Annotated in this window: 23 protein-coding genes; 14 read left to right on the top strand and 9 right to left on the bottom strand. The window is 34.8% G+C overall.

Annotated elements, in window-relative coordinates:
• The first annotated feature begins 335 nt into the window (after positions 1–335).
• From K6343_00810 to K6343_00790, 5 genes are read left to right on the top strand one after another with little or no spacing between them, the layout of a single operon-like run.
• A complete protein-coding gene (locus K6343_00810; protein ID MEF3244514.1) occupies positions 336–1,472 on the top strand; it encodes an ABC transporter substrate-binding protein in 1,137 nt (378 codons plus the stop codon).
• 51 nt (positions 1,473–1,523) lie between these two features.
• Positions 1,524–2,426: a branched-chain amino acid ABC transporter permease gene (locus K6343_00805; protein ID MEF3244513.1), complete on the top strand. Its 903-nt coding sequence runs from the start codon at positions 1,524–1,526 to the stop codon at positions 2,424–2,426.
• Between the two features lies 1 nt (position 2,427).
• Positions 2,428–3,471, top strand: coding sequence for a branched-chain amino acid ABC transporter permease (locus tag K6343_00800; protein ID MEF3244512.1), 1,044 nt, complete (start codon positions 2,428–2,430; stop codon positions 3,469–3,471).
• A complete protein-coding gene (locus K6343_00795; protein ID MEF3244511.1) occupies positions 3,452–4,234 on the top strand; it encodes an ABC transporter ATP-binding protein in 783 nt (260 codons plus the stop codon). Before K6343_00800 ends, K6343_00795 begins: the two co-directional genes overlap by 20 nt.
• A complete protein-coding gene (locus K6343_00790; GenBank protein ID MEF3244510.1) occupies positions 4,221–4,925 on the top strand; it encodes an ABC transporter ATP-binding protein in 705 nt (234 codons plus the stop codon). Before K6343_00795 ends, K6343_00790 begins: the two co-directional genes overlap by 14 nt.
• 728 nt (positions 4,926–5,653) lie before the next feature.
• Here K6343_00790 and rsmI read toward each other — a convergent pair.
• Genes rsmI through K6343_00770 form a run of 4 tightly spaced genes read right to left on the bottom strand, consistent with a single transcriptional unit; the run spans position 5,654 to position 9,725 of the window.
• Positions 5,654–6,319 carry a 16S rRNA (cytidine(1402)-2'-O)-methyltransferase gene (gene rsmI, locus K6343_00785; protein ID MEF3244509.1) on the bottom strand — a complete coding sequence of 222 codons (666 nt, stop codon included), beginning with the start codon at positions 6,317–6,319 and terminating at the stop codon, positions 5,654–5,656.
• 7 nt (positions 6,320–6,326) lie between these two features.
• A complete protein-coding gene (gene infB / locus K6343_00780) occupies positions 6,327–8,231 on the bottom strand; it encodes a translation initiation factor IF-2 (protein MEF3244508.1) in 1,905 nt (634 codons plus the stop codon).
• Positions 8,215–9,273, bottom strand: coding sequence for a transcription termination factor NusA (gene nusA, locus K6343_00775; protein ID MEF3244507.1), 1,059 nt, complete (start codon positions 9,271–9,273; stop codon positions 8,215–8,217). The genes infB and nusA overlap by 17 nt, the downstream gene beginning before the upstream one ends.
• Complete coding sequence (locus K6343_00770) at positions 9,270–9,725, bottom strand: hypothetical protein (GenBank protein ID MEF3244506.1); 456 nt, start codon at positions 9,723–9,725, stop codon at positions 9,270–9,272. Before K6343_00770 ends, nusA begins: the two co-directional genes overlap by 4 nt.
• A gap of 218 nt (positions 9,726–9,943) precedes the next feature.
• On the opposite strand from K6343_00770, the gene K6343_00765 reads away from it, so the two are divergent.
• The 8 genes from K6343_00765 (at position 9,944) to K6343_00730 (ending at position 15,828) form a co-directional block, all read left to right on the top strand.
• Positions 9,944–11,035, top strand: a complete 1,092-nt coding sequence (locus K6343_00765; protein MEF3244505.1) for a hypothetical protein — start codon at positions 9,944–9,946, stop codon at positions 11,033–11,035.
• An 18-nt stretch (positions 11,036–11,053) separates the two neighbouring features.
• On the top strand, positions 11,054–11,587 hold the full coding sequence (locus K6343_00760; GenBank protein MEF3244504.1) for a hypothetical protein: 534 nt from the start codon (positions 11,054–11,056) through the stop codon (positions 11,585–11,587).
• Between the two features lie 147 nt (positions 11,588–11,734).
• The gene (locus tag K6343_00755; GenBank protein MEF3244503.1) at positions 11,735–12,190 is read left to right on the top strand and encodes an arsenate reductase ArsC; all 456 of its coding nucleotides are present in this window, start codon (positions 11,735–11,737) and stop codon (positions 12,188–12,190) included.
• 105 nt (positions 12,191–12,295) lie between these two features.
• Positions 12,296–12,853: a dCTP deaminase gene (gene dcd, locus K6343_00750; GenBank protein ID MEF3244502.1), complete on the top strand. Its 558-nt coding sequence runs from the start codon at positions 12,296–12,298 to the stop codon at positions 12,851–12,853.
• Positions 12,854–12,871: 18 nt separating this feature from the next.
• A complete protein-coding gene (locus K6343_00745; protein MEF3244501.1) occupies positions 12,872–13,720 on the top strand; it encodes a DegV family protein in 849 nt (282 codons plus the stop codon).
• 1 nt (position 13,721) lies between these two features.
• Positions 13,722–14,573 (top strand): DegV family protein, encoded by an 852-nt coding sequence (locus tag K6343_00740; GenBank protein MEF3244500.1) that lies wholly within the window; start codon positions 13,722–13,724, stop codon positions 14,571–14,573.
• A gap of 10 nt (positions 14,574–14,583) precedes the next feature.
• Positions 14,584–15,081, top strand: a complete 498-nt coding sequence (locus tag K6343_00735) for a hypothetical protein (GenBank protein MEF3244499.1) — start codon at positions 14,584–14,586, stop codon at positions 15,079–15,081.
• 3 nt (positions 15,082–15,084) lie between these two features.
• On the top strand, positions 15,085–15,828 hold the full coding sequence (locus tag K6343_00730; GenBank protein MEF3244498.1) for an alpha/beta fold hydrolase: 744 nt from the start codon (positions 15,085–15,087) through the stop codon (positions 15,826–15,828).
• Here the strand turns inward: K6343_00730 and rsmG are convergent.
• On the bottom strand, positions 15,823–16,374 hold the full coding sequence (gene rsmG / locus K6343_00725; GenBank protein MEF3244497.1) for a 16S rRNA (guanine(527)-N(7))-methyltransferase RsmG: 552 nt from the start codon (positions 16,372–16,374) through the stop codon (positions 15,823–15,825). The two genes, K6343_00730 and rsmG, sit on opposite strands and share 6 nt — an antisense overlap.
• Before the next feature lie 41 nt (positions 16,375–16,415).
• On the opposite strand from rsmG, the gene K6343_00720 reads away from it, so the two are divergent.
• Entirely contained in the window at positions 16,416–17,210 is a 795-nt protein-coding gene (locus K6343_00720; protein ID MEF3244496.1) for a class II glutamine amidotransferase, read from the top strand.
• Here K6343_00720 and K6343_00715 read toward each other — a convergent pair whose 3' ends face one another.
• The 4 genes from K6343_00715 to K6343_00700 are packed head-to-tail and all read right to left on the bottom strand — an operon-like array spanning position 17,211 to position 22,105.
• A complete protein-coding gene (locus tag K6343_00715) occupies positions 17,211–18,419 on the bottom strand; it encodes a type II secretion system F family protein (GenBank protein ID MEF3244495.1) in 1,209 nt (402 codons plus the stop codon).
• Complete coding sequence (locus K6343_00710; GenBank protein ID MEF3244494.1) at positions 18,416–20,092, bottom strand: GspE/PulE family protein; 1,677 nt, start codon at positions 20,090–20,092, stop codon at positions 18,416–18,418. Before K6343_00710 ends, K6343_00715 begins: the two co-directional genes overlap by 4 nt.
• Positions 20,085–20,648, bottom strand: a complete 564-nt coding sequence (locus tag K6343_00705; protein ID MEF3244493.1) for a hypothetical protein — start codon at positions 20,646–20,648, stop codon at positions 20,085–20,087. Before K6343_00705 ends, K6343_00710 begins: the two co-directional genes overlap by 8 nt.
• Positions 20,645–22,105 (bottom strand): hypothetical protein, encoded by a 1,461-nt coding sequence (locus tag K6343_00700; protein MEF3244492.1) that lies wholly within the window; start codon positions 22,103–22,105, stop codon positions 20,645–20,647. The genes K6343_00705 and K6343_00700 overlap by 4 nt, the downstream gene beginning before the upstream one ends.
• Positions 22,106–22,115 lie beyond the last annotated feature (10 nt).

Genomic DNA, 22,115 nt, shown 5'->3' with positions numbered 1-22,115 from the left:
CTTTGCTCAGTGTAAAATCCGTGGAAAAATCTCCTCCTTCTTGTATTTCGATGGTATATTTAGAATAGCTCCTAGATGCCCTTCGAAAACAAATAAAATGGAACAAAAAAGAATAGGATAGTAAGTTTAAGGATCCTAATTTTAACTGAACCTCTTCTTATTATCTTAAGAAAACAAAGTTTTTAACATAAGTTTCTTTAAGGGTTCTTTTGGTTATGTAAAAATTAGGAAAATTTGCATCTAAAAATTTAAAACAGGTTAAATTTTTAGTATTGACTTTAAATTGTTTTTTCGTATAATTTCAAAAAATATTTGTTAGAAAGGGGAGGTGAAGTATGAAAAAAGTTGTAGTATTAGTGTTGTTGGTGGTGGCACTGTTAAGCACAACTCTAACAGGTTGTAAAACTTCAAGTGAACCACAGACGATTAAAGTTGGCGGTATTGGTCCAGTAACAGGAGAAGCTTCTACTTTTGGTGTATCAACTAAAAACGGTTATGAGATGATGATTGAAGAGTGGAATGCAAAAGGTGGAGTGTTGGGTAAAAAGATCGAGTTAGTTTTTGCAGATGACAAAGGAGATCCAACAGAAGGTGCAACTGCAGCACAAAAACTCATCAATGAAGATAAAGTCGTTGCAATTGCAGGAACAGTAATGAGTAAGGTATCCCTTGCAATCGCTCCAATTTGTCAGAGTGCTAACATACCTATGGTTTCACCCACTTCTACAAACCCAAAAGTAACACAAGTAGGTGATTACATCTTTAGGGCTTGTTTTATCGATCCATTCCAAGGAACAGTTGGTGCTATATTTGCTTATAACGATCTTAATGCAAAGAAGGCAGGAGTTCTTTTTGATAACAGTAACGACTACACAAAGGGCCTTGCAGAATTCTTTAGGGATAAATTCACTGCTCTTGGTGGGGAAATTGTTGCTTTTGAAGGGCACCCTGCAGGAACAACCGACTTTACACCATTCTTGACCAACATCCTCAAAGGGAAACCCGATGTAATTTACTGCTCAGATTACTACAACGATGATGGACTTATGGCAAAACAGGCAAGACAGCTTGGTTATACTGGTCCATTCCTTGGAGGAGATGGCTGGGATTCACCAGACCTTGTTAAAATTGGAGGAGATGCGGTTAATGGGTCCTACTTTACAAACCACTTCTCTAAAGATGACCAAAGACCAGAAGTTCAAGAATTTGTAAAGAAATACACAGAAAAATACGGACAACCACCCGATGCATTAGCAGCACTTGGTTATGATGCAATGGGACTTATTTTACAGGCTATTCAAAATGCTGGCTCAACTGATGGAGCAAAGATAAGAGATGCTCTTAAAAACATTGACTATCATGGTGTTTCTGGGCAAATAAAATTTGATGCTGAAAGAAACCCTGTAAAGTCCGCAGTTATTATTGAGATTGAAAACGGACAACAGGTTTATGTAACAACTGTCAATCCATAGTTTGCATAATTTAGCGGGGGCAACCCCGCTAAATTAAGAAAAGAGGGAAATATGGATAAGATATTTAACTTACAACAACTAATTAACGGAATCCAACTTGGAAGTATTTATGCTCTTATTGCTATCGGCTACACTCTTGTATATGGAATTATTAGACTTGTGAACTTTGCACATGGGGATTTTTATATGCTTGGGGCATATGCTGCCTATTTTACAATCAATTTCATGCTAGCTCAAAGACAAAATCCTTATATTATTTTTATTCTTTTAGTGAGTATGTTGGCAGGGGCACTTGTTGCATTTCTTTCCAATAGAATTGCCTACAGAAAATTAAGGTATAAGCCAAGACTTTCTGCACTAATTACTGCAATTGGAGTTTCTATGTTTTTGGAGTATTTTACATCGGCAATTCCTGCAATAGGTCCTTCTTATAGACCGTTTCCTCAGTTTATCTCAATGGTAAATTACAATATTGGGACGGCATATTTTACAAACTATCAAATCATCAATGTATCAATATCAATAGTGTTGATGCTTATTCTAACTTACATAATAAAATACACACGTCTTGGTATGGCAATGAGAGCGTCTGCACAAGATAAAGATGCCTTGAGGCTTATGGGGATTGACCTTGAGAAAATTATAGATATAACCTTTATCGTAGGTGGTGCTCTTGCAGGTGCAGCAGGATTGCTTTCTGGTTTAACATATCCAAGGATTTTACCTTACATGGGTATTGTGCCAGGACTTAAAGCTTTTATAGCAGCTGTTTTAGGGGGAATAGGGAATATTGGTGGTGCGGTTGCTGGTGCATTTATTCTTGGCATTTCTGAAGTGTTTGGGTATTCAATCAATTCTATAATTGGGGAAGGAATTGCCTATGCAATACTTATCTTGGTTTTGATCTTCCTTCCTCAAGGGCTATTTGGAAAACGCACGGGGGAAAAGGTTTAAGATGAAAAAGATTCTTACGAAAAATAGGCTTTTTTTGATTTATAGTTTGTTAATCTATGGTTTAATACAACTGCTCTATAGTTTTTCTGCGTTGAATAATTACCATATGCAAATCATTGAAATTGCTCTCATAAACATTATTCTTGCAACAAGTTTAAATATTATTAACGGTTTTACTGGGCAATTTTCTTTGGGCCATGGCGGTTTTATGGCAATTGGAGCATACACTGCAGGAGTTCTAACTACTCTTGTTTGGAAGGTTCCGCAGATGCAAGCTCTACCTAAATTTACACTTTTTATATTGGCTGTAATTTTAGGTGGAGTGCTTGCAGCAATTGTTGGTGTTTTACTTGGGATACCAACCTTGAGATTAAGGGGCGATTATCTTGCAATTGTTACACTTGCCTTTCAAGAGATTGTAAAAGTTGCAATTAACGCAATTGATGCAGTAGGTGGCCCAAGGGGGCTTTTAGGCATACCAAGACTTTCAACTTTTACGTTGATATTTTTGTTTACTTTAGTTTCAATCTTTATTATGAAAAATATTATCTATTCTACAATTGGTAGAGCAATGAAGTCTATAAGAGAGGATGAAGTTGCTTCTGAACTTGTAGGTGTGAATACAACAAAATATAAGGTAATGGCGTTTTCTGTTGGCGCTTTCTTTGCAGGTATTGCAGGGGCTCTTCTTGTCCATCTTTTACAACTTGCCCATCCTACGATGTTTTCCTTCACAAGCCCAAGTATAGCGGGGCCTTTAAGTCTTCTTACGATGGTTTATATAGGTGGCGCAGGCTCTTTGAGTGGTTCTATAATTGCTGCCGTGTTCTTGACTGTGCTTTCTGAACTCTTACGACTTGGTATAGACTCCGTAAATGCTATGCACATCTTACCGTTTACAGTAGGCCCTGAATGGAGAATGGTTGTTTATGCTGTCCTTCTCGTTGTTGTAATGTTGTATAGAACGGAAGGTATCATGGGACAGAGAGAATTTAAAATGTTGGTGCCTGAAGAGGAGGAAAAAAATGCAGCAGGTGGTTCTTAAACTCGACTCTGTAACACACTATTTTGGTGGATTAAGAGCGGTCTCTAATTTTCACCTTGATTTGCCTGAGGGAGCTTTGTGGGGTCTTATTGGGCCAAATGGTGCTGGTAAGACAACAATTTTTAACTTAATTACAGGGGTCTACATACCAACCGAGGGAAATATTTACTTTTATGATAAAAATATTACCAAGTTTAAACCGCATGAAGTTGTATCAGTTGGAATTGCAAGAACTTTTCAAAATTTGAGAATTTTTGGTAACCTTACAGTGCTTGATAATGTAAGAATTGCAGGCCATTATAGGCTTAATTATGGTCTTTTTGATTCTGTTTTAAGAAATCCAAAGTATTACAATGGTGAAGAATCTATAACTGAAGAGAGTCTTCATCTACTTGAGAAATTCAACCTGAAAGACAAAGCTTACTTACTTGCTAAGGCACTCCCCTATGGAGAGTTGAGAAGACTTGAAATTGCAAGAGCCCTTGCTACACATCCAAAACTTTTACTTCTTGATGAGCCTGCAGCAGGAATGAACCCTAAAGAGGTATCTGAACTTATGGATTTAATCCTGTGGATAAGAGACTACTTCAAGATTACCATTTACCTTATAGAACACCACATGCAAGTTGTTATGGGTATCTGTGAGAGAATAAAAGTAATGGACTTTGGTGAAACAATTGCAGAAGGAACTCCTAACGAGATTCAGAATAATCCTCGTGTTATTGAGGCATATTTGGGGAGGAAAGCAAATGTTAAAGGTTAGCAATCTTGAAGTTTACTATGGAGCAATTAAGGCTTTGAAAGGCATTAGTTTTGAAGTGAAAGCTGGAACAATAGTTACTCTTATTGGAGCAAATGGAGCAGGTAAAACAACAACTCTCAGGACCATCTCTGGACTTGTTAAACCAAGAGCAGGTTCTATATTTTTCAAAGATATTGATATTACAAAGATGGAACCCCATTTAATTGTTGGACTTGGTGTTGCCCATGTTCCCGAAGGAAGAAGAGTGTTCCCTGATTTAACGGTTAGAGAAAACCTTGAACTTGCAGCCTGGACGCTTAAAGATAAAAAACGATTTGAAGAAAAACTTGAAGACGTTTTTGAATTGTTTCCACGTTTAAAAGAACGTGAAAAACAACTTGCAGGCACTCTCTCCGGTGGAGAGCAACAGATGTTAGCCTTTGGAAGAGCATTGATGATTGATACCGACCTTGTTATGATGGATGAGCCTTCAATGGGACTTGCTCCTGTACTTGTTGAGGAGATTTTTAAAACAATCGTAAAAATCAATAAAGAAGGTAAAACTGTGCTTCTTGTTGAACAGAACGCAGAGATGGCGCTTGAAATTGCTCACTATGCGTATGTACTTGAAGTTGGTAATGTTGTCTTTGAAGGTCCTGCAAAGGATGTGAAAGAAGACCCAAAAGTTAAGGCAGCTTACCTTGGTGCTTAGTTGTAGCGTTGTTTCATCCTGAGCACATTTGCTTCGCTCAGTGTAAATTTTGCGAAGAATCTTGAAGTTGAGGGGGATTATTACACCCCCTCGAATAAAGGATGAAATTCTTCCTCGGCAAAAAATGCCTTGTCAGAATGACGGCGCACTCGGTCATCCTGAGTTTCTTTTTACTTGTCATCCTGCACTCTTTTCCTTGACGAAGTCAAGTGGAGCGATAGCGACGAAGGATCTTGACTTTAAAAAGAGGAGATTCCTCGCTTTCGCTCGGAATGACACCAATAGGAACACCCTTCAAGACTCCCACGCTCCCCGTGTCATCCTGAGCACATTTGCTTCGCTCAGTGTAAATTTTGCGAAGGATCTTGAAGTTGAGGGGGACTTTCCACCCCTCGAATAAAGGACGAGATTCTTCCTCGGCAAAAAATGCCTTGTCAGAATGACGGCGCACTCGGTCATCCTGAGTGAAACGAAGGATCTCATTCTTTTTGGGGGAGTGTCGAGGGGGGACTTTCCACCCCCTCGAATAAAAGACAAGATTCTTCCTCGTTCACTACGTGCACTCGTCAGAATGACCAAGAGGGGGAGCTTCAGAATTCCCCTGCGGGATTTTGCCTCAGAATGACTGAGTTATCATACAATGAATGCGGGGGCTTTTTCTTGGAATAATCAAATGGGCTAATGCTGGGAATAGCATTGTGGGGTTATACTTATAGTGACGAAGGAGCCTATTTCCCGTTAATAACCAATACAATTTCTCCTTTTGGGGGATTTTCTTTAAAGTATTCTAAAACGAATGAAACTTCTCCTCTTACAACGCTTTCATGAATCTTTGAGATTTCTCTTACAACGGCAATCTGTCGCTCAGGTAGGACTTCTTTAAGAATATTCAACACTTTTATGAGTCTGTATGGGGATTCAAAAAAGATCACCGGAAAATCAAAGGTTTTTATGCTTTCAAAGGTTTGTCTGATCTTGCTTTCACTTCTCTTCAAAAACCCGTAGAATAAAAATCTATCAGGAGGAAATCCCGAAAGAATTAAAGCAGGAAGAATTGCATTTGCTCCGGGGAGAACTTCGTAAGGAATGTTGTTATCGATGCATGCTTTTACAAGCACATAACCAGGATCAGAAACACAGGGAGTGCCTGCATCTGAAACAAGAGCTATTGATTTTCCTTCCTTTAGGTTTACAATTATTTTTTTAACAACTGATTCATTAGAATAAGAATGAAAACTCTTTAATGGAGTGTTAATAGAATAATGATTTAGCAATTTTTTGGTTATACGTGTATCCTCAGCAAGTATATAATCAACATTTTTTAAAACTTCCAAAGTTCGTAGAGTAACATCTTTTAAATTTCCTATTGGAGTTGGACAAATATACAAAGGCATTTAAACTTTATGCTTCCTGTGTTTCTACCACTTCAAATTCGTCGCCAACTTTAATATCGTTAAAGTTTTTAAGCCCAATACCGCATTCGTATCCTTTGACAACTTCTCTTACATCTTCTTTAAACCTTTTTAGAGAAGAGACCTCAGTTGTGTATATTACAGTATTATTCCTTATGATTTTTACCTTCGAACCTCTTAAAACTTTACCATCGGTAACAAGACACCCTGCAACAGTCCCTACATTAGGCACTTTAAATGTTTGTTTTACAACCACTCTTCCAATTACTACTTCTTTAGTTTCTTTTGGTTTTATACCTTTTAGTAATTTTTCAATTTCATCGGTAAGTTCAAAGATGATATCGTAAGTGCGGATTTCAATACCTCTTGACTTTGCTTCATTGATCGCTTCCTGCACTGGTCGGACGTTAAAACCAAGAATAAAGCCTTTTGAAGCTGAAGCAAGTAATACATCACTTTTAAGAATACCACCAATTCCTTCGTGGACAATTTCTATTGGAATATCAGATTTAATTTCACTTATTGCTCTTTTTACTGCTTCAAGTGAACCTTGTGTGTCTGCTTTAAGGATGATAAACAGTTTTTTCTCTTCCATCTCTTCCATTTCTTTAAGTAATTCTTCAAGAGTCTTTGGTGTTCTACCTTGTTCACGTGCTTTTTTCTTCTCTTCTTCGATTTTTTCTTTTTCTAATTTTGCTTCTTCTGAACTTGTTAACTCAAAGAAAATTTCACCAGCCTCGGGAACGTTTTCAAGTCCTGCAATTTCAACTGCACTTACTGATTGAGCAAGATTGATATTTTTTCCTAATGTGTTTCTTAAGAACCTAATTTTACCAACGGTATTACCTGCTCTTAAGTATGTCCCAACTTTTAAAACTCCAGTTTGGACTATTACTGTTGCAAGGGGACCAACGTTTTTATCGATTCTTGATTCAATGACTGTTCCAGATGCAACAGTTTCAACAATTGTTTTAAGATCAAGGAGTTCTGCCTGTAATTTAATTATTTCAAGAAGGTCGTTTATACCTTTTCCTGTTTTTGCAGAAACTTGGACGTAAACAGTTTGTCCTCCCCACTCTTCGGGTAATAAACCTCTATCGGCTAATTGATGTTTAACCATTTCTGGATCAGCGCCAGGCTTGTCTATTTTATTTATTGCAACAATGATCGGGACTTTTGCTGCTTTTGCATGGTTTAAAGATTCTATTGTTTGCTCTTTTACTCCCTCATCGGCTGCAACAACGAGAATGACTATATCTGTTACTAGCGATCCTCTAAGCCTCATCTCCGTAAAAGCTTCGTGCCCGGGTGTATCAATAAAAATAATCTCATTATCGCCAATCTTAACGGTTGAAGCTCCTATTGCCTGAGTTATTTGTCCTTTTTCTTTTGCTGCTATGTTTGTTTTTCTTATTGTGTCAAGAAGAGTTGTTTTTCCATGGTCTACATGCCCCATCACTGTTACAACTGGTGGTCTTTTAACAAGTTTCTTTTTAAAGTCTTCATCTATGAAATGAGGAACTTTTAAACCAAGTTCGTGCGCTAGATAGTGAACTTCTTCTCTTCTATACTTATAATCTGGTTTATACGGCAAACCAAATTTCATTATCTTTTCTCTTATCTCTTCTGCCGGTATTCCATAGTGCTTTCCAAATTCTTCTAATGTGATGTTATGTGGAATACTTTCTAACTCTTCTTTTTTTTCTTTTGCTTTTGATTTAAGTTCATCTATGTAATCAGAAACGAGTTTGTATGTTTCGTTATCTACCGTTGAGAGAGTGCTTTTTACAGATATCCCAAGCTCCTCCATTATGGCAATCAAATCTTGTGATTTTAATCCCAAAGTTTTCGCCAATTCGTATACTCTTTTTCCTTGCTTATTTTCTTTCTTCATTATTCTCACCTTCTTCTACTTCTATGAGGTGTATATTGTATCCTGTAAGTGATGATGCAAGAGATACATTTATACCCTCCTTACCCATGGCTACTGGTGCTTCCTTCTTATCGACATATACGTTTGCCTCTTTGGTATTTGGAATAATCTCAACCTTTTTAACTTCTGCTGGGCTTAGGGCATTTGCAATTAGAATTTCGGCGTTTGGGTTGTAGCGGATAATATCAATTTTTTCGTAATTAACAACTTTTGAGATACTGTTTATTCTCACACCTTTTGGGCCTATACACGCTCCAACTGGGTCAACATGTAGGTCTTTACTTAGCACTATAACTTTTGCCCTTTCACCAGGAGATCTTACTATGCCTTTAATTTCAATTATTTTTTGTGCAATTTCGGGGATCTCTCTTTCAAACAATTTTCCAAGAAAGTTGGGGTCTGTCCGAGAAAGTATAATAACTGGATTGCGTTCGCCCAATTTCACTTCTTTAACGTAGAATTCGTATTCTTTTCCTTTTAAAAGCCTTTCGTTTGGAATTTGCTCTTCAAAAGGTAAAGTGCCTTCTATTGTTTGGGTGCCAACATCGAGGCTTATGCCAATACTACCTTTGCCTTTAAAACGTGCAACTCTTCCTTTTACTATCTGTCCAAGTTTTTCTGAGAAGATCGCTGCAAGGTGTTCTTTTCTTTTTTCGGCAACTCCTTGCATGAATACTTGGCGAGCAGCCATTATAGCAGAAGAATTGAGAGATTTTAAAGGTATCTCAATAAGGATTTTATCGCCTAATTTTGCCTCAGTTTCAAATTTACTTGCTTCTTTTAATGAAATTTCAAGAACAGGGTTTATTACACGTTCTACAACGATTTTTTCAGCATATAGTTTTATTTCACCCTTTGCGAGGTTAATTTTCACAACAGCATTTTCTTCCCCAAACTGTTTTTTGTAAGCTTCTTTCATTGAATTAATGATAATTTCTATGATTTTTTCTTTGGGGATTCCTTCTTCTTTTTCTATATTTCTTAAAGTTTCTATATCTATCACTTTTTACCACCTCTTCTTTTTTCAAACATTCTTTCAAATAATTCTATTTTTATAATTTTTGAGATTGGTAAGGAAATCGTCTCACCATCAACTTCAAACAACACTAAATCTCCATTGCTACCTCTAAGAATACCTTCTTTCATCAGTTTTTTGTTTTCTTCCGTATAGTAAAACCTAACTTCACAGCCTTCAAAAATGTCAATTTCTTTTCTATCTTTTAGGACTCTATCTAATCCTGGAGTAGAAAGGTTGATATCAAAATTTTCATCCTCACCTATTACTTTCAAATCATGTTTAATTAAATATGTTAATTCTTCAAGGTCTAATACTGTTAAACCCTTTCCTTTTCTGTAGAGAACTGCTTCAATTTTTCCATTTTCAATGCTTAGTTCAACGACTACTGCGTTAAACTTTTCTGCACTTCTTTTTACTATTTCTTCTATGTTTTTCATATTTAAACACCTTTTAAAATAAAAAGTGGGCAAACTTACCCACTTCATAACTAACATATTGTAAATGATTTTTCTATTTTTTGCAAATTCTTTTTTAATGTATCTTAGATTAGTTCTCTTAAGATTTTTTGTTGAGTTGATACGCTTGACAAAATACGAAAATGTTAATAAAATTTTGTAGAAGAACGAATTTATTATAAAAAAAGGGGGTGGAAACCGTGAAAAAAGTTAACACGAAAATTTGGGGATTAGCCATTTTGTTAGTCTTTGCAATTGTGGTTGTGTCAATGGTGGGATGTTCAAAACCAAATCTACCAGGTGGGTCAAGCGGTTTGCCAGTGTATCCTAACTCTCAAGAAAGTAGCGATTTTAATATGTGGGCAACAGCAACGGGATTTTCTAACCAGTTTACGGAATTCCACTCTTATGTAGTAAGTGGTGTTTCCCCTAATGAAATCGTAAAGTGGTATAAATCTAAACTCTCTAACTATACTGTAGAAAACGAGATCAATTCGACTGTTCAAGGGACAAGCATATCTTCACTTACGCTTAAAAAGGATAATACTTTGGTAGGTGTTATGGCATTTGAGCAAAAAGGGAAAACAGTTTATTTTGTAGGAGAAACAGTCTCTCAACAAGGGGATGCAGGAGGCACATCTCTTCCTCAAAATGATACGGCAAGTGGTGAAGAGCCTATTGAAAGGTATCCAGGGTCTGTGATGTTAAATTATTATAAACGGGGGGATTTCCCAATTCTCTATGATATAGATTATGGCACAAAAGATACATTTGATAAGGTAGCCGATTGGTTTGAGAGAACACTTCAATCCAAAGGATGGAGTATAGATTCTCAGAATAGCAGTACAAGTGACATTGACATCGATTTTAGTAAGGCTGATGATGAAGTAGATGTATGGGTTGGTGCACCCACAAGTGATACACCATATACACAGATACATATTGCTTATACAAAGCATAGTTTACCAGACCATGATTTAACAACAGGGGAAGACCCCATTGAAAGATACCCTAAATCTGTGATGATTGAATACAATAAATCGACAATGACCATGCCAGGGGCTAATTCAACTGAAATAAAAGCAGTGTATTTAGCACCTGATACGTTTGATAAAGTTAAGAAGTGGTACTTAGATTTACTTAACAAAAATTATTCCATGGTATACGATCAAGGAGAAAGTATAGATGCCGGGAGTAAATTGGATAATAAAGCAATTACAGTGCATATAGATTTTGAAAAACATAATACATACACAGAGATTTCAGTGGATTACACAGTTGTTGAGCAATAGATTGGTGGGAAGCTAAATATGAAGAAAGTTATATTGGTAGTTATTATTTTAATTGTAATAATCCTATTAGGTTTACTTATCAATCAATTAGTAAAAATAAATACCGCTTCAAGTAGAATAACGAGTTTAAAAAAGGGATGTATCCAAGCAACCATTAAAGCAATAGAATTAGAAATAGAAAAACATCAAAAATGGCTTGAAATACCTGACGAGGAGTTAAGCCCAGGGGCAGTTCCAAAAGAAGAAATAAAGGCACATCTAAAAAATTTACAGGCAGATTTAGAAAAGTATAAGAATATGAAAGTAGAAGATTATACCCTCCCTCAGAAATTAGAAGTGGTGGCAGATATTAATGAACTTAAAGAAGGTGACCTCTTAGAGATAGAAGGCTTAAGCCGATCTGGGCCATTCTACCATGTAGTAGGTATTGTAGGAGACGATTACACTGCTGTTAAGAAAGGGAAATATATTTTGACGCTTTATTTGGTTTATCCAAGATATTACCCTTTTACCAGTTTTTACGTATACATTGCTGATTACAAATTGAAGTAATAAAAAAAAGCTAAAAGTTTTTGTAATTTTGGGCTACTTAGATATAAAGTGGATAGTATGTTTTTTTCTTAAAAAAAGTTAATATTTGTTTTAACACATAAAAATCGTTGTAAAGGTTGGTATACTAAAAGTGGAGGTAATTATAGAATGAAGAAAAAAGTGCTTTTTATTTGTACACACAATTCTGCTCGTTCACAGATGGCAGAGGGTCTACTTAGGGCATTGTATGGTGATTACTACGAAGCGTATAGCGCTGGAACCCAGGCAACAAGGGTAAATCCATATGCTATTAAAGTTATGACTGAAATAGGAATTGACATTTCAAAACAACGCTCAAAAAGTATTGAGGAATTTCGTGGAAAGGAGTTTGATTATGTAGTTACCGTCTGTGACCATGCAAAAGAGACTTGCCCATTTTTTCCTGGAGCAAATTTTTACCTTCACAAAGGCTTTAAAGACCCATCTGAAGCAACAGGTGATGAAGAAAGTATACTAAGAGAGTTTAGAAGAGTAAGGGAAGAGATTAAGGCATGGATTGAGGAAACATTTGGCTCATCTTTTGATAGTTTGAAGGATGACGAAAATCTATTAAATCCTTTTTAAAATAATATTCTTAACGAAAAAAATATTTACTGTAAGTAAAACATTTTTTCTATTTTGGCATTATGGTTATTTTTACATTTTAATATAATATGAAAAGAGGATGCAATGGGACTAAAAAGTGATAGGTGGATTAGAGAACAAGCCAAAAAGGGCATGATTGAGCCATTTGAAGAGCAGCTTGTATCAAAGGGAGTAATTTCTTATGGAGTTTCCTCCTATGGATACGACATGAGGCTTTCAGATGAGTTTAAAGTGTTTACAAATGTTTTCTCTGAGATCATTGACCCTAAAAATTTTACTACTAAAAGTTTTGTTGATATAAAGGGGGATTATGTGATAATTCCTCCAAACTCATTTGCCCTTGGTAGAACTTTAGAGTATTTTAGAATTCCAAGAAATGTGCTTTGTGTAGTGCTTGGCAAAAGCACATATGCCCGAATGGGAATAATAGTTAATGTAACACCTTTGGAAAGTGGTTGGGAAGGTTTTGTGACAATTGAAATTTCAAACACAACTCCTCTTCCTGTAAAGGTTTATGCGTTCGAGGGTATTGCTCAAGTTTTATTTTTCGAAGGTGACGAACCTTGTGAGACTTCTTACGCAGAAAGGAAAGGGAAATATCAAAAGCAAACAGGTATTTGGTTGCCAAAATTAGATAAATAATCTAAAAGGAGGTGCTTTTTGGTTAAAATTGTAACAGATACAACAGCGTATTTTAATGATGAGGAACTTAAGAAATACGATATTAAGGTTGTTCCTCTTTATGTAAAATCTGAAAAAGGTCAGTGGAAAGAAAGAGTAGAAATTTCAGATGATGAGTTTTATGAAAGGCTCAAACAGGGTGAAAAGTTTGAAACATCGCAACCATCTCCACAGGATTTTGTAGAAGCGTATAAACCTATTATAGATGAAGGGCACGAAATCGTTTCGATACACATTTCTTCAAAACTCTCTGGGACGGTAAACTCTGCTAACATAGCCAAAACACTTTTAGGGACAGATAAAATAACTGTAGTAGATTCTAAATCTTCTTCGGCTAATTTGTTAAGGAAAGTAATTTTTGCCTATAAACTTGCTGAAAGTGGTTTCTCAAGGGAGGAAATTGCAGAAGAAGTTGAAAAATCTTATTCAAGGATTTTTGGCTTCTTCCTTCCTATGGATATAGACTACCTTGTTAGGGGTGGTAGGATAAGCCATTTTCAGGGGAAAGTTTCCAATGTGTTAAAATTGTATTTTATTGTGCATCTAAATGAGGGAAGAATTGATTTTTACAAATTTGGAAGAACAAGAAAAGGTGCTTCAAATGAACTTATAAATATTGCAAAAGGCGTAAAAGAAAAACTAAAAGATGTTGAATACGTTGATGTCGTATACGGTGGAAACATTGATGAAGCGATGCAATTTAAACAGAATGTAGAGGAGTCTTTGGAAAGCAATGCAAATATGCATAGAATTGGCCCAGTGCTTGGTGCGCACCTTGGGCCCGAATTTTTAGGAATAGGGTTAGTGGGAAAAAATTTAGGAGGGTAAAATGGAGAAAGTAAAAATTGTTACAGACTCGACATGTTATATGCCGAAATCTTACATAGACCAATACGATATTACTGTTGTGCCTCTCTATGTAAGGTTTGGCGATGAAGCCTTTAAAGAAGGCATTGATATGACTCACGACGAATTTTACAAAAAGGTAAAAACTTCTCAAGTGCTACCCGAGACAACACAACCATCCGCAGAGGATTTTGAAAGTGTCTATAGAAAATTACTTGAAGAGGGAAATGAAATTATCTCTATTCATATCTCCGCAGGTTTAAGTGGCACGCTTAATTCAGCAAATGCTGCAAAAGAATCAATTGGAAGTGAAAAAATCCATATTTTTGATTCTAAATTTACTTCAATGGGTTTAGGGTATCAGATTATCGAAATTGCAAAGATGCTTTACGAAGAGCATTTACCATTAGAATCTGTTTTGAATACCATACCTACGTTGTATAAACATATGAATATCTACTTTCTTGTTAAGGACCTTTTTTGGCTTGCAAGATTGGGGCGAATTGGAAAGGCAAAGGCTTTACTTGGAACAGTTGTAAAAATTAAGCCAATCCTATTTTTTGATGAAGGGGTTGTAAACGTGCTTGAGCAACCAAGAACACTTGAGAAAGGTAAGATAAGGATGGTGGAACTTCTCAAAGAGAAGGTAGAAAAATTTGGTCTAAAATACATTACTGTTGCATATGGAAATAATCTTGAGGAGGCAGAAGTATATAGAGATTTTGTAGAGAAAGAAATAGGAAGCTCAGTTTCTTTAACACAGTTAGGCCCTGTCATTGGCACTCATACTGGTCCTGATGTACTCTCGATACATTTTTATACGGAAACTTTTTAGGAGGTATTGTATGAGCACAACTGAATCAAAAATTTTTGCTGGGTTGCTTGCAATTTCATTGGGACTTGCCTTTCTTATTAAAGAGTTTGTATTCATTCACGATACGTTTGGCCTTTTTGTAGCAATTTTCTTTTCACTTTTAGGTGTTGTATTTCTTTTTAAAGACCATTCTTATAAAGAGAAACTCTTAGGTTATCTAATAGTTATGTTTTTTGGGCTATCACTTTTTTCTTTGGAATTTTATTTGCTGCAGTGGAATACTATAAATATCATTTTTCTTTTTGCTTTGTCTATAGGTTTATCGTACCTTATCTATGGAACCATTATTAATTACCGCATTAAAGATGTTTTTGTAGGTTTTGTGTTTATAGCAATAGCACTTTTAATTTTCTTGCCAAAGGTGTTTTTGATAGAGGATATTTTTTGGTTAAATGTGAAAAGATTTTTATTACCGCTCTTACTTATTATAGGTGGAATCACTATTTTGTTACCAGTAAAAAGGAGGTAAAGTATGGACATTAAAGAAGCAGGTAAAAGTTTTTCATCTGTTTCTAATAGTGAAGTAGGTGTGTTAGTTTTACAAGGTTTTACAGGCACGGTTTACAGTGTTATCTATTTGGCAAAATTTCTTGCAAATCTTGGCTATAATGTGGAAGCTCCTCGTCTTAGTGGGCATGGCACAAGATGGCAAGACTTGAATAGAGTAAAATATACCGATTGGATTAGCGATATAGAAACTGCATACAAAAAACTTCAAGATAGGAGTAAAAAGATTTTCGTAGCAGGACTTTCTATGGGTGGTGCTTTAGCACTTTACATGCTTGAAAACCATCCTGAAATAAAAGGTGGCATATTGATAAATCATATAGTTATGCTTAATGATCCAAGAGTAAAATTCCTTCCAATTATGAGTTTATTTGTTAAATCAATGAAAGCAATAGGAAGCGATATAAAAGACCCAAGTGTTAAAGAGCCTGCCTACGATAGGACTCCAACAAGGGGCTTGTATGAGATGGTAAAACTCCTCAATGAAGTTGAAAAGAATCTTAAGAAGGTTTCCCAGCCACTTATTATTTTTAAATCACGACACGACCATGTGGTGCCTATGGAGAATGTAGACTATACCTTTCAAAAGGTTCAATCTGAGGAAAAGAAAGTTGTATACCTTGAAGACTCATACCATGTTGCAACAATGGATTTTGATAAGGATATGATAAACGCCTTTACAGCGGATTTTATAAAATTAAACCTATAACTTTTTAATTACGACGATATAACCGAAATGTGTTTTAACTAATTCATTAAGAACAAATGGGTGTTTTATTTGTTTAAGTTCTTCTTGGATGTCCTCTTTTTTACCTAATACAATTAAACCCCCTTGCTTTATATTATTGAAGATGAAAGATAAAATTGTCTCAATTCTATTGAAGGCTCTTGCAACAACTACATCAAATTTGATATCTAAAGATTTAATAAATTTTGCTTCCATGTTAATTACAATAACATTTGTAAGAGAAAGATCATCTTTAACTTTCGTTAAAAAATCTGCATGCAACTTTTTTCTATCAAGTAGATAGAATTTTGAATGAGGCTTTTGTATTGCAAGAGGAATCCCTGGAAAGCCAACGCCACTTCCTAAGTCAAGCACAACGTCGTTATCCTTTATGTAAGAAAGATAAAATTTTGCCTCTTCAATATGCTTTTTAAAAAGAAGCGTTTTATCACTTTTTGGACTCATCAAAACGGCTCTTTTTGGGGCACCCAAAAGTAACATTAGATATCTTTCAAATTTTTCTTCCACAGAACATTATACAAATATTTTGTTTTTGTGTAGAATTAGATATGTGCAGGATCCTATTTTTAAGAGGCACAAAAGAAGATAACACTATAGCAAATAGCTTACTTACCGCTCTTGTGTCTTCTTCTAAGTTTGACCCTACTTACGGAGACACCCCAATCTCCCATAGCGATGGTTATGGCTATGTTTTCTTTGGGAGAAGTAAAAATACGGTAAGCTCTTATCATTTTAGAACTACTCAACCAATTTTTGAAAGTAGTGAAATAAATTTTATTAAGGAACTTGTTTCTTCTTTTGATACCTATATACTTTCAATCCATGCAAGGAAGGCTTTACTTGGGGCAATTAATGTGATTAACAATCATCCATATCACTTTACTTTAAAAAATGGGTTTGATTACTATCTTATGCATAACGGAACTTTAAATAAGGCTGAGGTTGAAAAAATTTTTGCTAATAAGGCAGAAGATAATCTTTCCGATACCTATACTTTAGGCTTGGGTATTGCTTCTAATTTGCAAGAGATGTCTAATGTCAAATACTTTCTATCGAAAGGAAAAGAATTAGTCTTACCAACAAGCGCATTGAATACAGTGAATATTTTCTATAAAACAAGTGTAGATTTTTCTATCTTTCTTACAACATTTTACAGAGGTAAAGAAAACTATTTTAAAACTTTTACTTACGAAGATAATAGTTTTTTTGCATTTTTCTCAAGCACGCTTGTTAATTACCTATCAAAAGATCTTTTGGATCATATTTTACAGCAAGCAAATTCAACGCTTATAAGAATAAACGACAATCTTTATGAATTTAGTATTGATAAGTCAATCTTTTGATTATTTTCCAATGATTGTGGGAAGTGTAAACATTGGTAAATACATTGCAACGGCAATAAACCCAACTATCACACCAAGAACTATGATCAATGTAGGTTCAATTTTTGCTAAAAGATTTTTGATTGTGTAATCAAGAGTTTTCTCCCATAGGTTGGTTATAGTCATTAATGAATTGCTAAGTCTCCCTGCCTTTTCGCCAACTGACACAATTTGAATTAAAATTTTTGGGAAAAACTTACTTTGGATAAGTGCTTCACTAAAATTAGACCCATTTTTAATGTGTTCTTCTACCTGTTTTAATTTATGCATAACGTAGGCATTACCAGTAACAGAGGAAGTTATTTCAACTCCTTCTAATAAGTTTATGCCGCTTTCTATTATAAGGGCAAGAGTACTTGTAAATCTTGTGAGTGTCCCAAGGGTTGTAATTCTTCCAAATAGAGGAAGCCTCAGTTTAATGCTATCAATCATTAACCTTCCTTGTGGTATGGAGTAAATAATTTTGTAAAGCATATAGATGAGCGCTATAAGCCCAACAATAACATACCACTTAAAACGGATAAAATTACTGATATTTAGTAATACCAATGTAGGAGTGGGTAATTTTGCAGATGCTGAAGCAAACATCGAAGCAAAACGTGGAAGAACTACGGTTAGCATGAATATAACTACAAAAGTTACAACAAGAACAACAAACTTTGGATATGCAAAACCATTTGCTATCTTTCTTCTTATATCAAGGTCTTTCTCAAGGTAAGTAGCCATGCCATTAAGTACTACATCTAACCTACCTGTTGCCTCTCCAACCTTAAGTAAACTTATGTAGATGTCCGAGAATATTCTTGGATGACTCTTAAATGCGTCACTAATATTACTTCCTTCTTCAATCTTTGTCTTTATATCTAACAATGCTCTTTTAAAATAGCTATTTTCACTTTGCTCAGCTAAACCTTGTAAGGCGTCTACAACCGTTAAACCAGAAGACATAAGAGATGCAAATTCATGTGTAAATAAAACAAGTTCTTCGTCTTTTACCTTGTGTGCAAAATCAAATAGCGAGATTTTCTTTTGTTTAACTTCTTCTATAAAAAAAGGATACAAGCCTATATTCTCAACGAGTTTTCTTGCTTCCTCTTTTTTAGAAGCTTCTACAACGCCTTTTACAAGTTTGCCTTTTTTATCATAGGCGGTATATTTAAATTGGCTCATAGTCCAAAAACCCTTTCTACCTCACTAAAAGTGGTTATCCCTTCTTTTGCCTTCATAAGTGCTGCTTGTCTTAAGGTAATCATTTTTGATTTAAGAGCTTCTTCCTTAATTTTTTCGTATGGAGTAGACTTTTCAATCATGTTAGCGATGTTTTCATTAATTTCAAGTATTTCAAAGACACCCGTTCTTCCTCTGAAACCAATGTTATTGCAAATTGAACAGCCTTTTCCTATGTATAGTTCACTAATATCATTTGATAACTCTTTTAGAAACGCTTGTTTTTCTATTTCACTTGGAATATAACTTTCTTTACAGTTGTGGCAAATTACCCTTACAAGTCTTTGAGCGATAACTCCTATAAGAGATGAAGACAACAAATACGGTTCAATGCCAAGGTTTAGAAGTCTTATTGGGGTTGAAAAAGAGTCGTTTGTATGCATTGATGCTAATACCAAGTGCCCTGTTAAAGAAGCCTCTACTGCTATTTTTGCTGTTTCAAGGTCTCTAATTTCTCCTACCATGATGATGTCAGGGTCAAGCCTCAGTATAGACCTTAAACCTGTTGCAAATGTTATACCCGCTTCTTCGTTTATTTGAATTTGCACAATACCTGGAAGATCGTATTCAACAGGGTCTTCAAGTGTTACGATTTCTTTTTCTCCTGTATTTAAGGTTGATATTGCAGAATATAATGTAGTTGTTTTTCCAGAGCCAGTTGGACCTGTTACAAGAATAATACCGTAAGGTTTTTTAATGAGTTTAAGGAAAATTTCAAATTGTTCTTTAAGCATACCAAGTCTCTCAAGAGGCATTAGTAATCTTCGCTTACTGAGTATCCTGATGTTTAGTTTTTCTCCAAAGGAACTACTCATTGTGCCTACTCTAAAATCGTAAAGTTCATCTTCGTATTTAGCGGTAAAGTGTCCATCTTGGGGGCGTCTTCTTTCTGCAATATCCATGTTAGCATTTACTTTTATAAGGGTTGTAATTGATTCTGCAACATCCTTTGGTAGGGTTAACACATTGTAAATAATACCATCGATTCTGTATCTTACCTGAGTGTAAAACTCTTGTGGGTCAAGGTGGATATCTGAAGCATTTTGATTTATTGCATCTGATATGATTGAGTTTGTGAGTGCAACAGTGACGGGCTCAGCTCCAGTGGGAACTGTAGAAATGATTTTAATTTCTCTACCTTCCTTCTTTTTTTCAACTTGGGAAAGAGTTTCACTAATTTTCTTTTTAATTGAGCATACCTTGTTGAGTGCGTTTTCAAATTCGGCATCAGATACAATATACGGTTTTACTTTAAGCCCTGTCATTAATTTGATATCTTCAAGAGCCTGCGGGTTAATGGGTGGCACAACGGCAACTTCTACAGTGTCGGAAGTTTTACTTATTGGTAAAACTTTATTTATTCTTACAAAACTTTCAGGAATAAGTGAGCAAACATCTTCACCAATTTTGATATTAGATAAAGAAATTGAAGGTATGTTTGTCTGCTCTTCGAGAACTTTTGAAAGATCTAATGGTGTTATAAAACCTTTATTTACTAATATTTCTCCTAATTTTTCTTGGGTTCTTTTCTGTTCTTCTAAAGCCTCTTCTAATTGTTGTGGTGTGATTTTTCCAAGCTTTATAAGAAGATCTCCAATCCTTGACTCTTTATTCATTAATAGCTCCTTCGTAAACCCATCTGTCTAAAGAGTTAGTTTGCACGTAAAACACCATATTCAATAGGACGGTATCATTACTAAAGTTAAGGTCAATTTCTTCAATGTGTTCTTTATTACTTTCAAGATACTTTAAAAAGTTTGTAAGACTTCTATAACTTCCTCTCATTGATATGCTTACAGGAAGCTTCTTTAGCGGAGGGGAAGTGTCTACAACTGGGGAAAGAGTGCCAAACTCCATAGTAAATATTTCTAAATTGTAAATGTTTGCTTTATTGCAGAAGTTTTTTAAGAAGGTAAGTAGTGAATCATCATTAAAAAATTTGCTTTTCAAATTCGTAAGATTTTCATTTTCTTTTTCATTTTCATTTTTGAGAGTTTCAATAGTATGAACACTTTGGACTAAATCTTGGAGTTCTTGTGTTTTAGCACTTAATTCGCCTGATTTTTTTGTTAAAAGAATGCCTAAATAGGATATAATTGAAATAACTAAAATAATCTCAACGATTACTACTATTATAAAAAACCTTATTTTGCTTTTTTGGTCTTTTTTCATTTTTTACCCCTTATTTTCATTTCCATTTCAAAAATAACATTTTGAGTTTTATCATTTATGACCCTTAGAACAGTTTGGTTTTCCACTACGTTTGAACGGCTAAGATTTTCTTCGTAGTCAAAAGCGCTTTTGCACAAATTTGTAATACTCCTTAAAAAGATGGTATTGTCTTCTTTTATTGCTAAAGTTTCAATTGTAGTTGAAGAAGGTAATCTTACTGCAAGATCGTCCAAAACTGTTGAAAATTTTACTTTGTCATTTAACGAATTTTCAAGTAGTTGCAATTTGGTAGTTTTATCTTTTAATGATTGAAGGTCATCTTGTAGTTTTTTAACATCCAATGAGGGAATAGAAATTTCTGAGATTGATTTAGAAACATTTTTTATGTTGTTTTCAACTTCTGTAAGGTTTGTTTTTAAAATGGGGTAGGCAATTACCGCCGCACCATTTATTACAATCAACGTCAAGACAGTTGCAAATACTTTAAGACTTTCAGAGACTCTTTCTCTTACAAAGTATTCGTTTATTTTTAAACTTATATCTTTTTCCTTTAGTTGTGAGAGAACTGCAAGTGCAACAGAAACAAAGTATTTATTTCCCTGGTTTTTTTGAATTTCTAAGTAATCTTCTTCGTTTATAATTTCTATTGATTCAGGTATTGAAAGCATAATTGGTGCTAGAGGAAGCCTGTTAGATAAACTTGATACTATTTGAGTAGTAATATCAGTGTGTGCTATAAGAAAAATTTTTTTAATGGAAATGTTTTGAGTTCTTGTTATAAAATTTAGTGTTGAAACAATGTTTCCAATAAAGATGTTTTTTGAGGAGACATCATCTTTTTCAAATACTTCATACCCTATATCTTGAATGTAATTGTAAAGAACCTTTTTTCCTTGCACTGCTGTTAGTGTTGTTGAATCTTTATCAATGTTAATCACTACATACGGATCGATTTCTTTATAAAATTCACTTATTCCAAAAACTATTCCTATTTGTGGTATTGTTATTATGTTTGCTTTTATTTTACACTGTTTTAAAAAAGTTAGAATATTAAGTAAGATTGGCTCTTTAATGCCTGCCCAGAGGACATTTTGGCTATCGGCATTATCATCAACTTTTATAAAACCAAGAGCAACGTTTTCTTGTTTGAAGATTGCGTAATCTTTTATTTCAGATTGTATCAATTTAAAAATTTTGTCGTTTGGTAATTTTGGGACATTTTTAATCCTTGTAAAGGCAACGTTCTGTGGTATAGAAACTGCACAATTTACGTATCTAAAATTTTTAATGAAACTTCTTACCGAATTGATAAGTGTTTTATCTGTTAGTGCCTCTTCAAAATTTGGATATGTAAATTCCTTAAGTGCACGTATTTTAAAATTGTTTTCAGTGTTTTCAATGATTGCACAGCGCATAGCAGTTTCATTTAAAGTAATACCCAAAAGCAAATTTCCCATAATTTATCTC

This window comes from Caldisericaceae bacterium (assembly GCA_036574215.1).
GTDB lineage: Bacteria > Caldisericota > Caldisericia > Caldisericales > Caldisericaceae > Caldisericum.
This window is presented reverse-complemented; position numbering and strand designations above follow the sequence as displayed.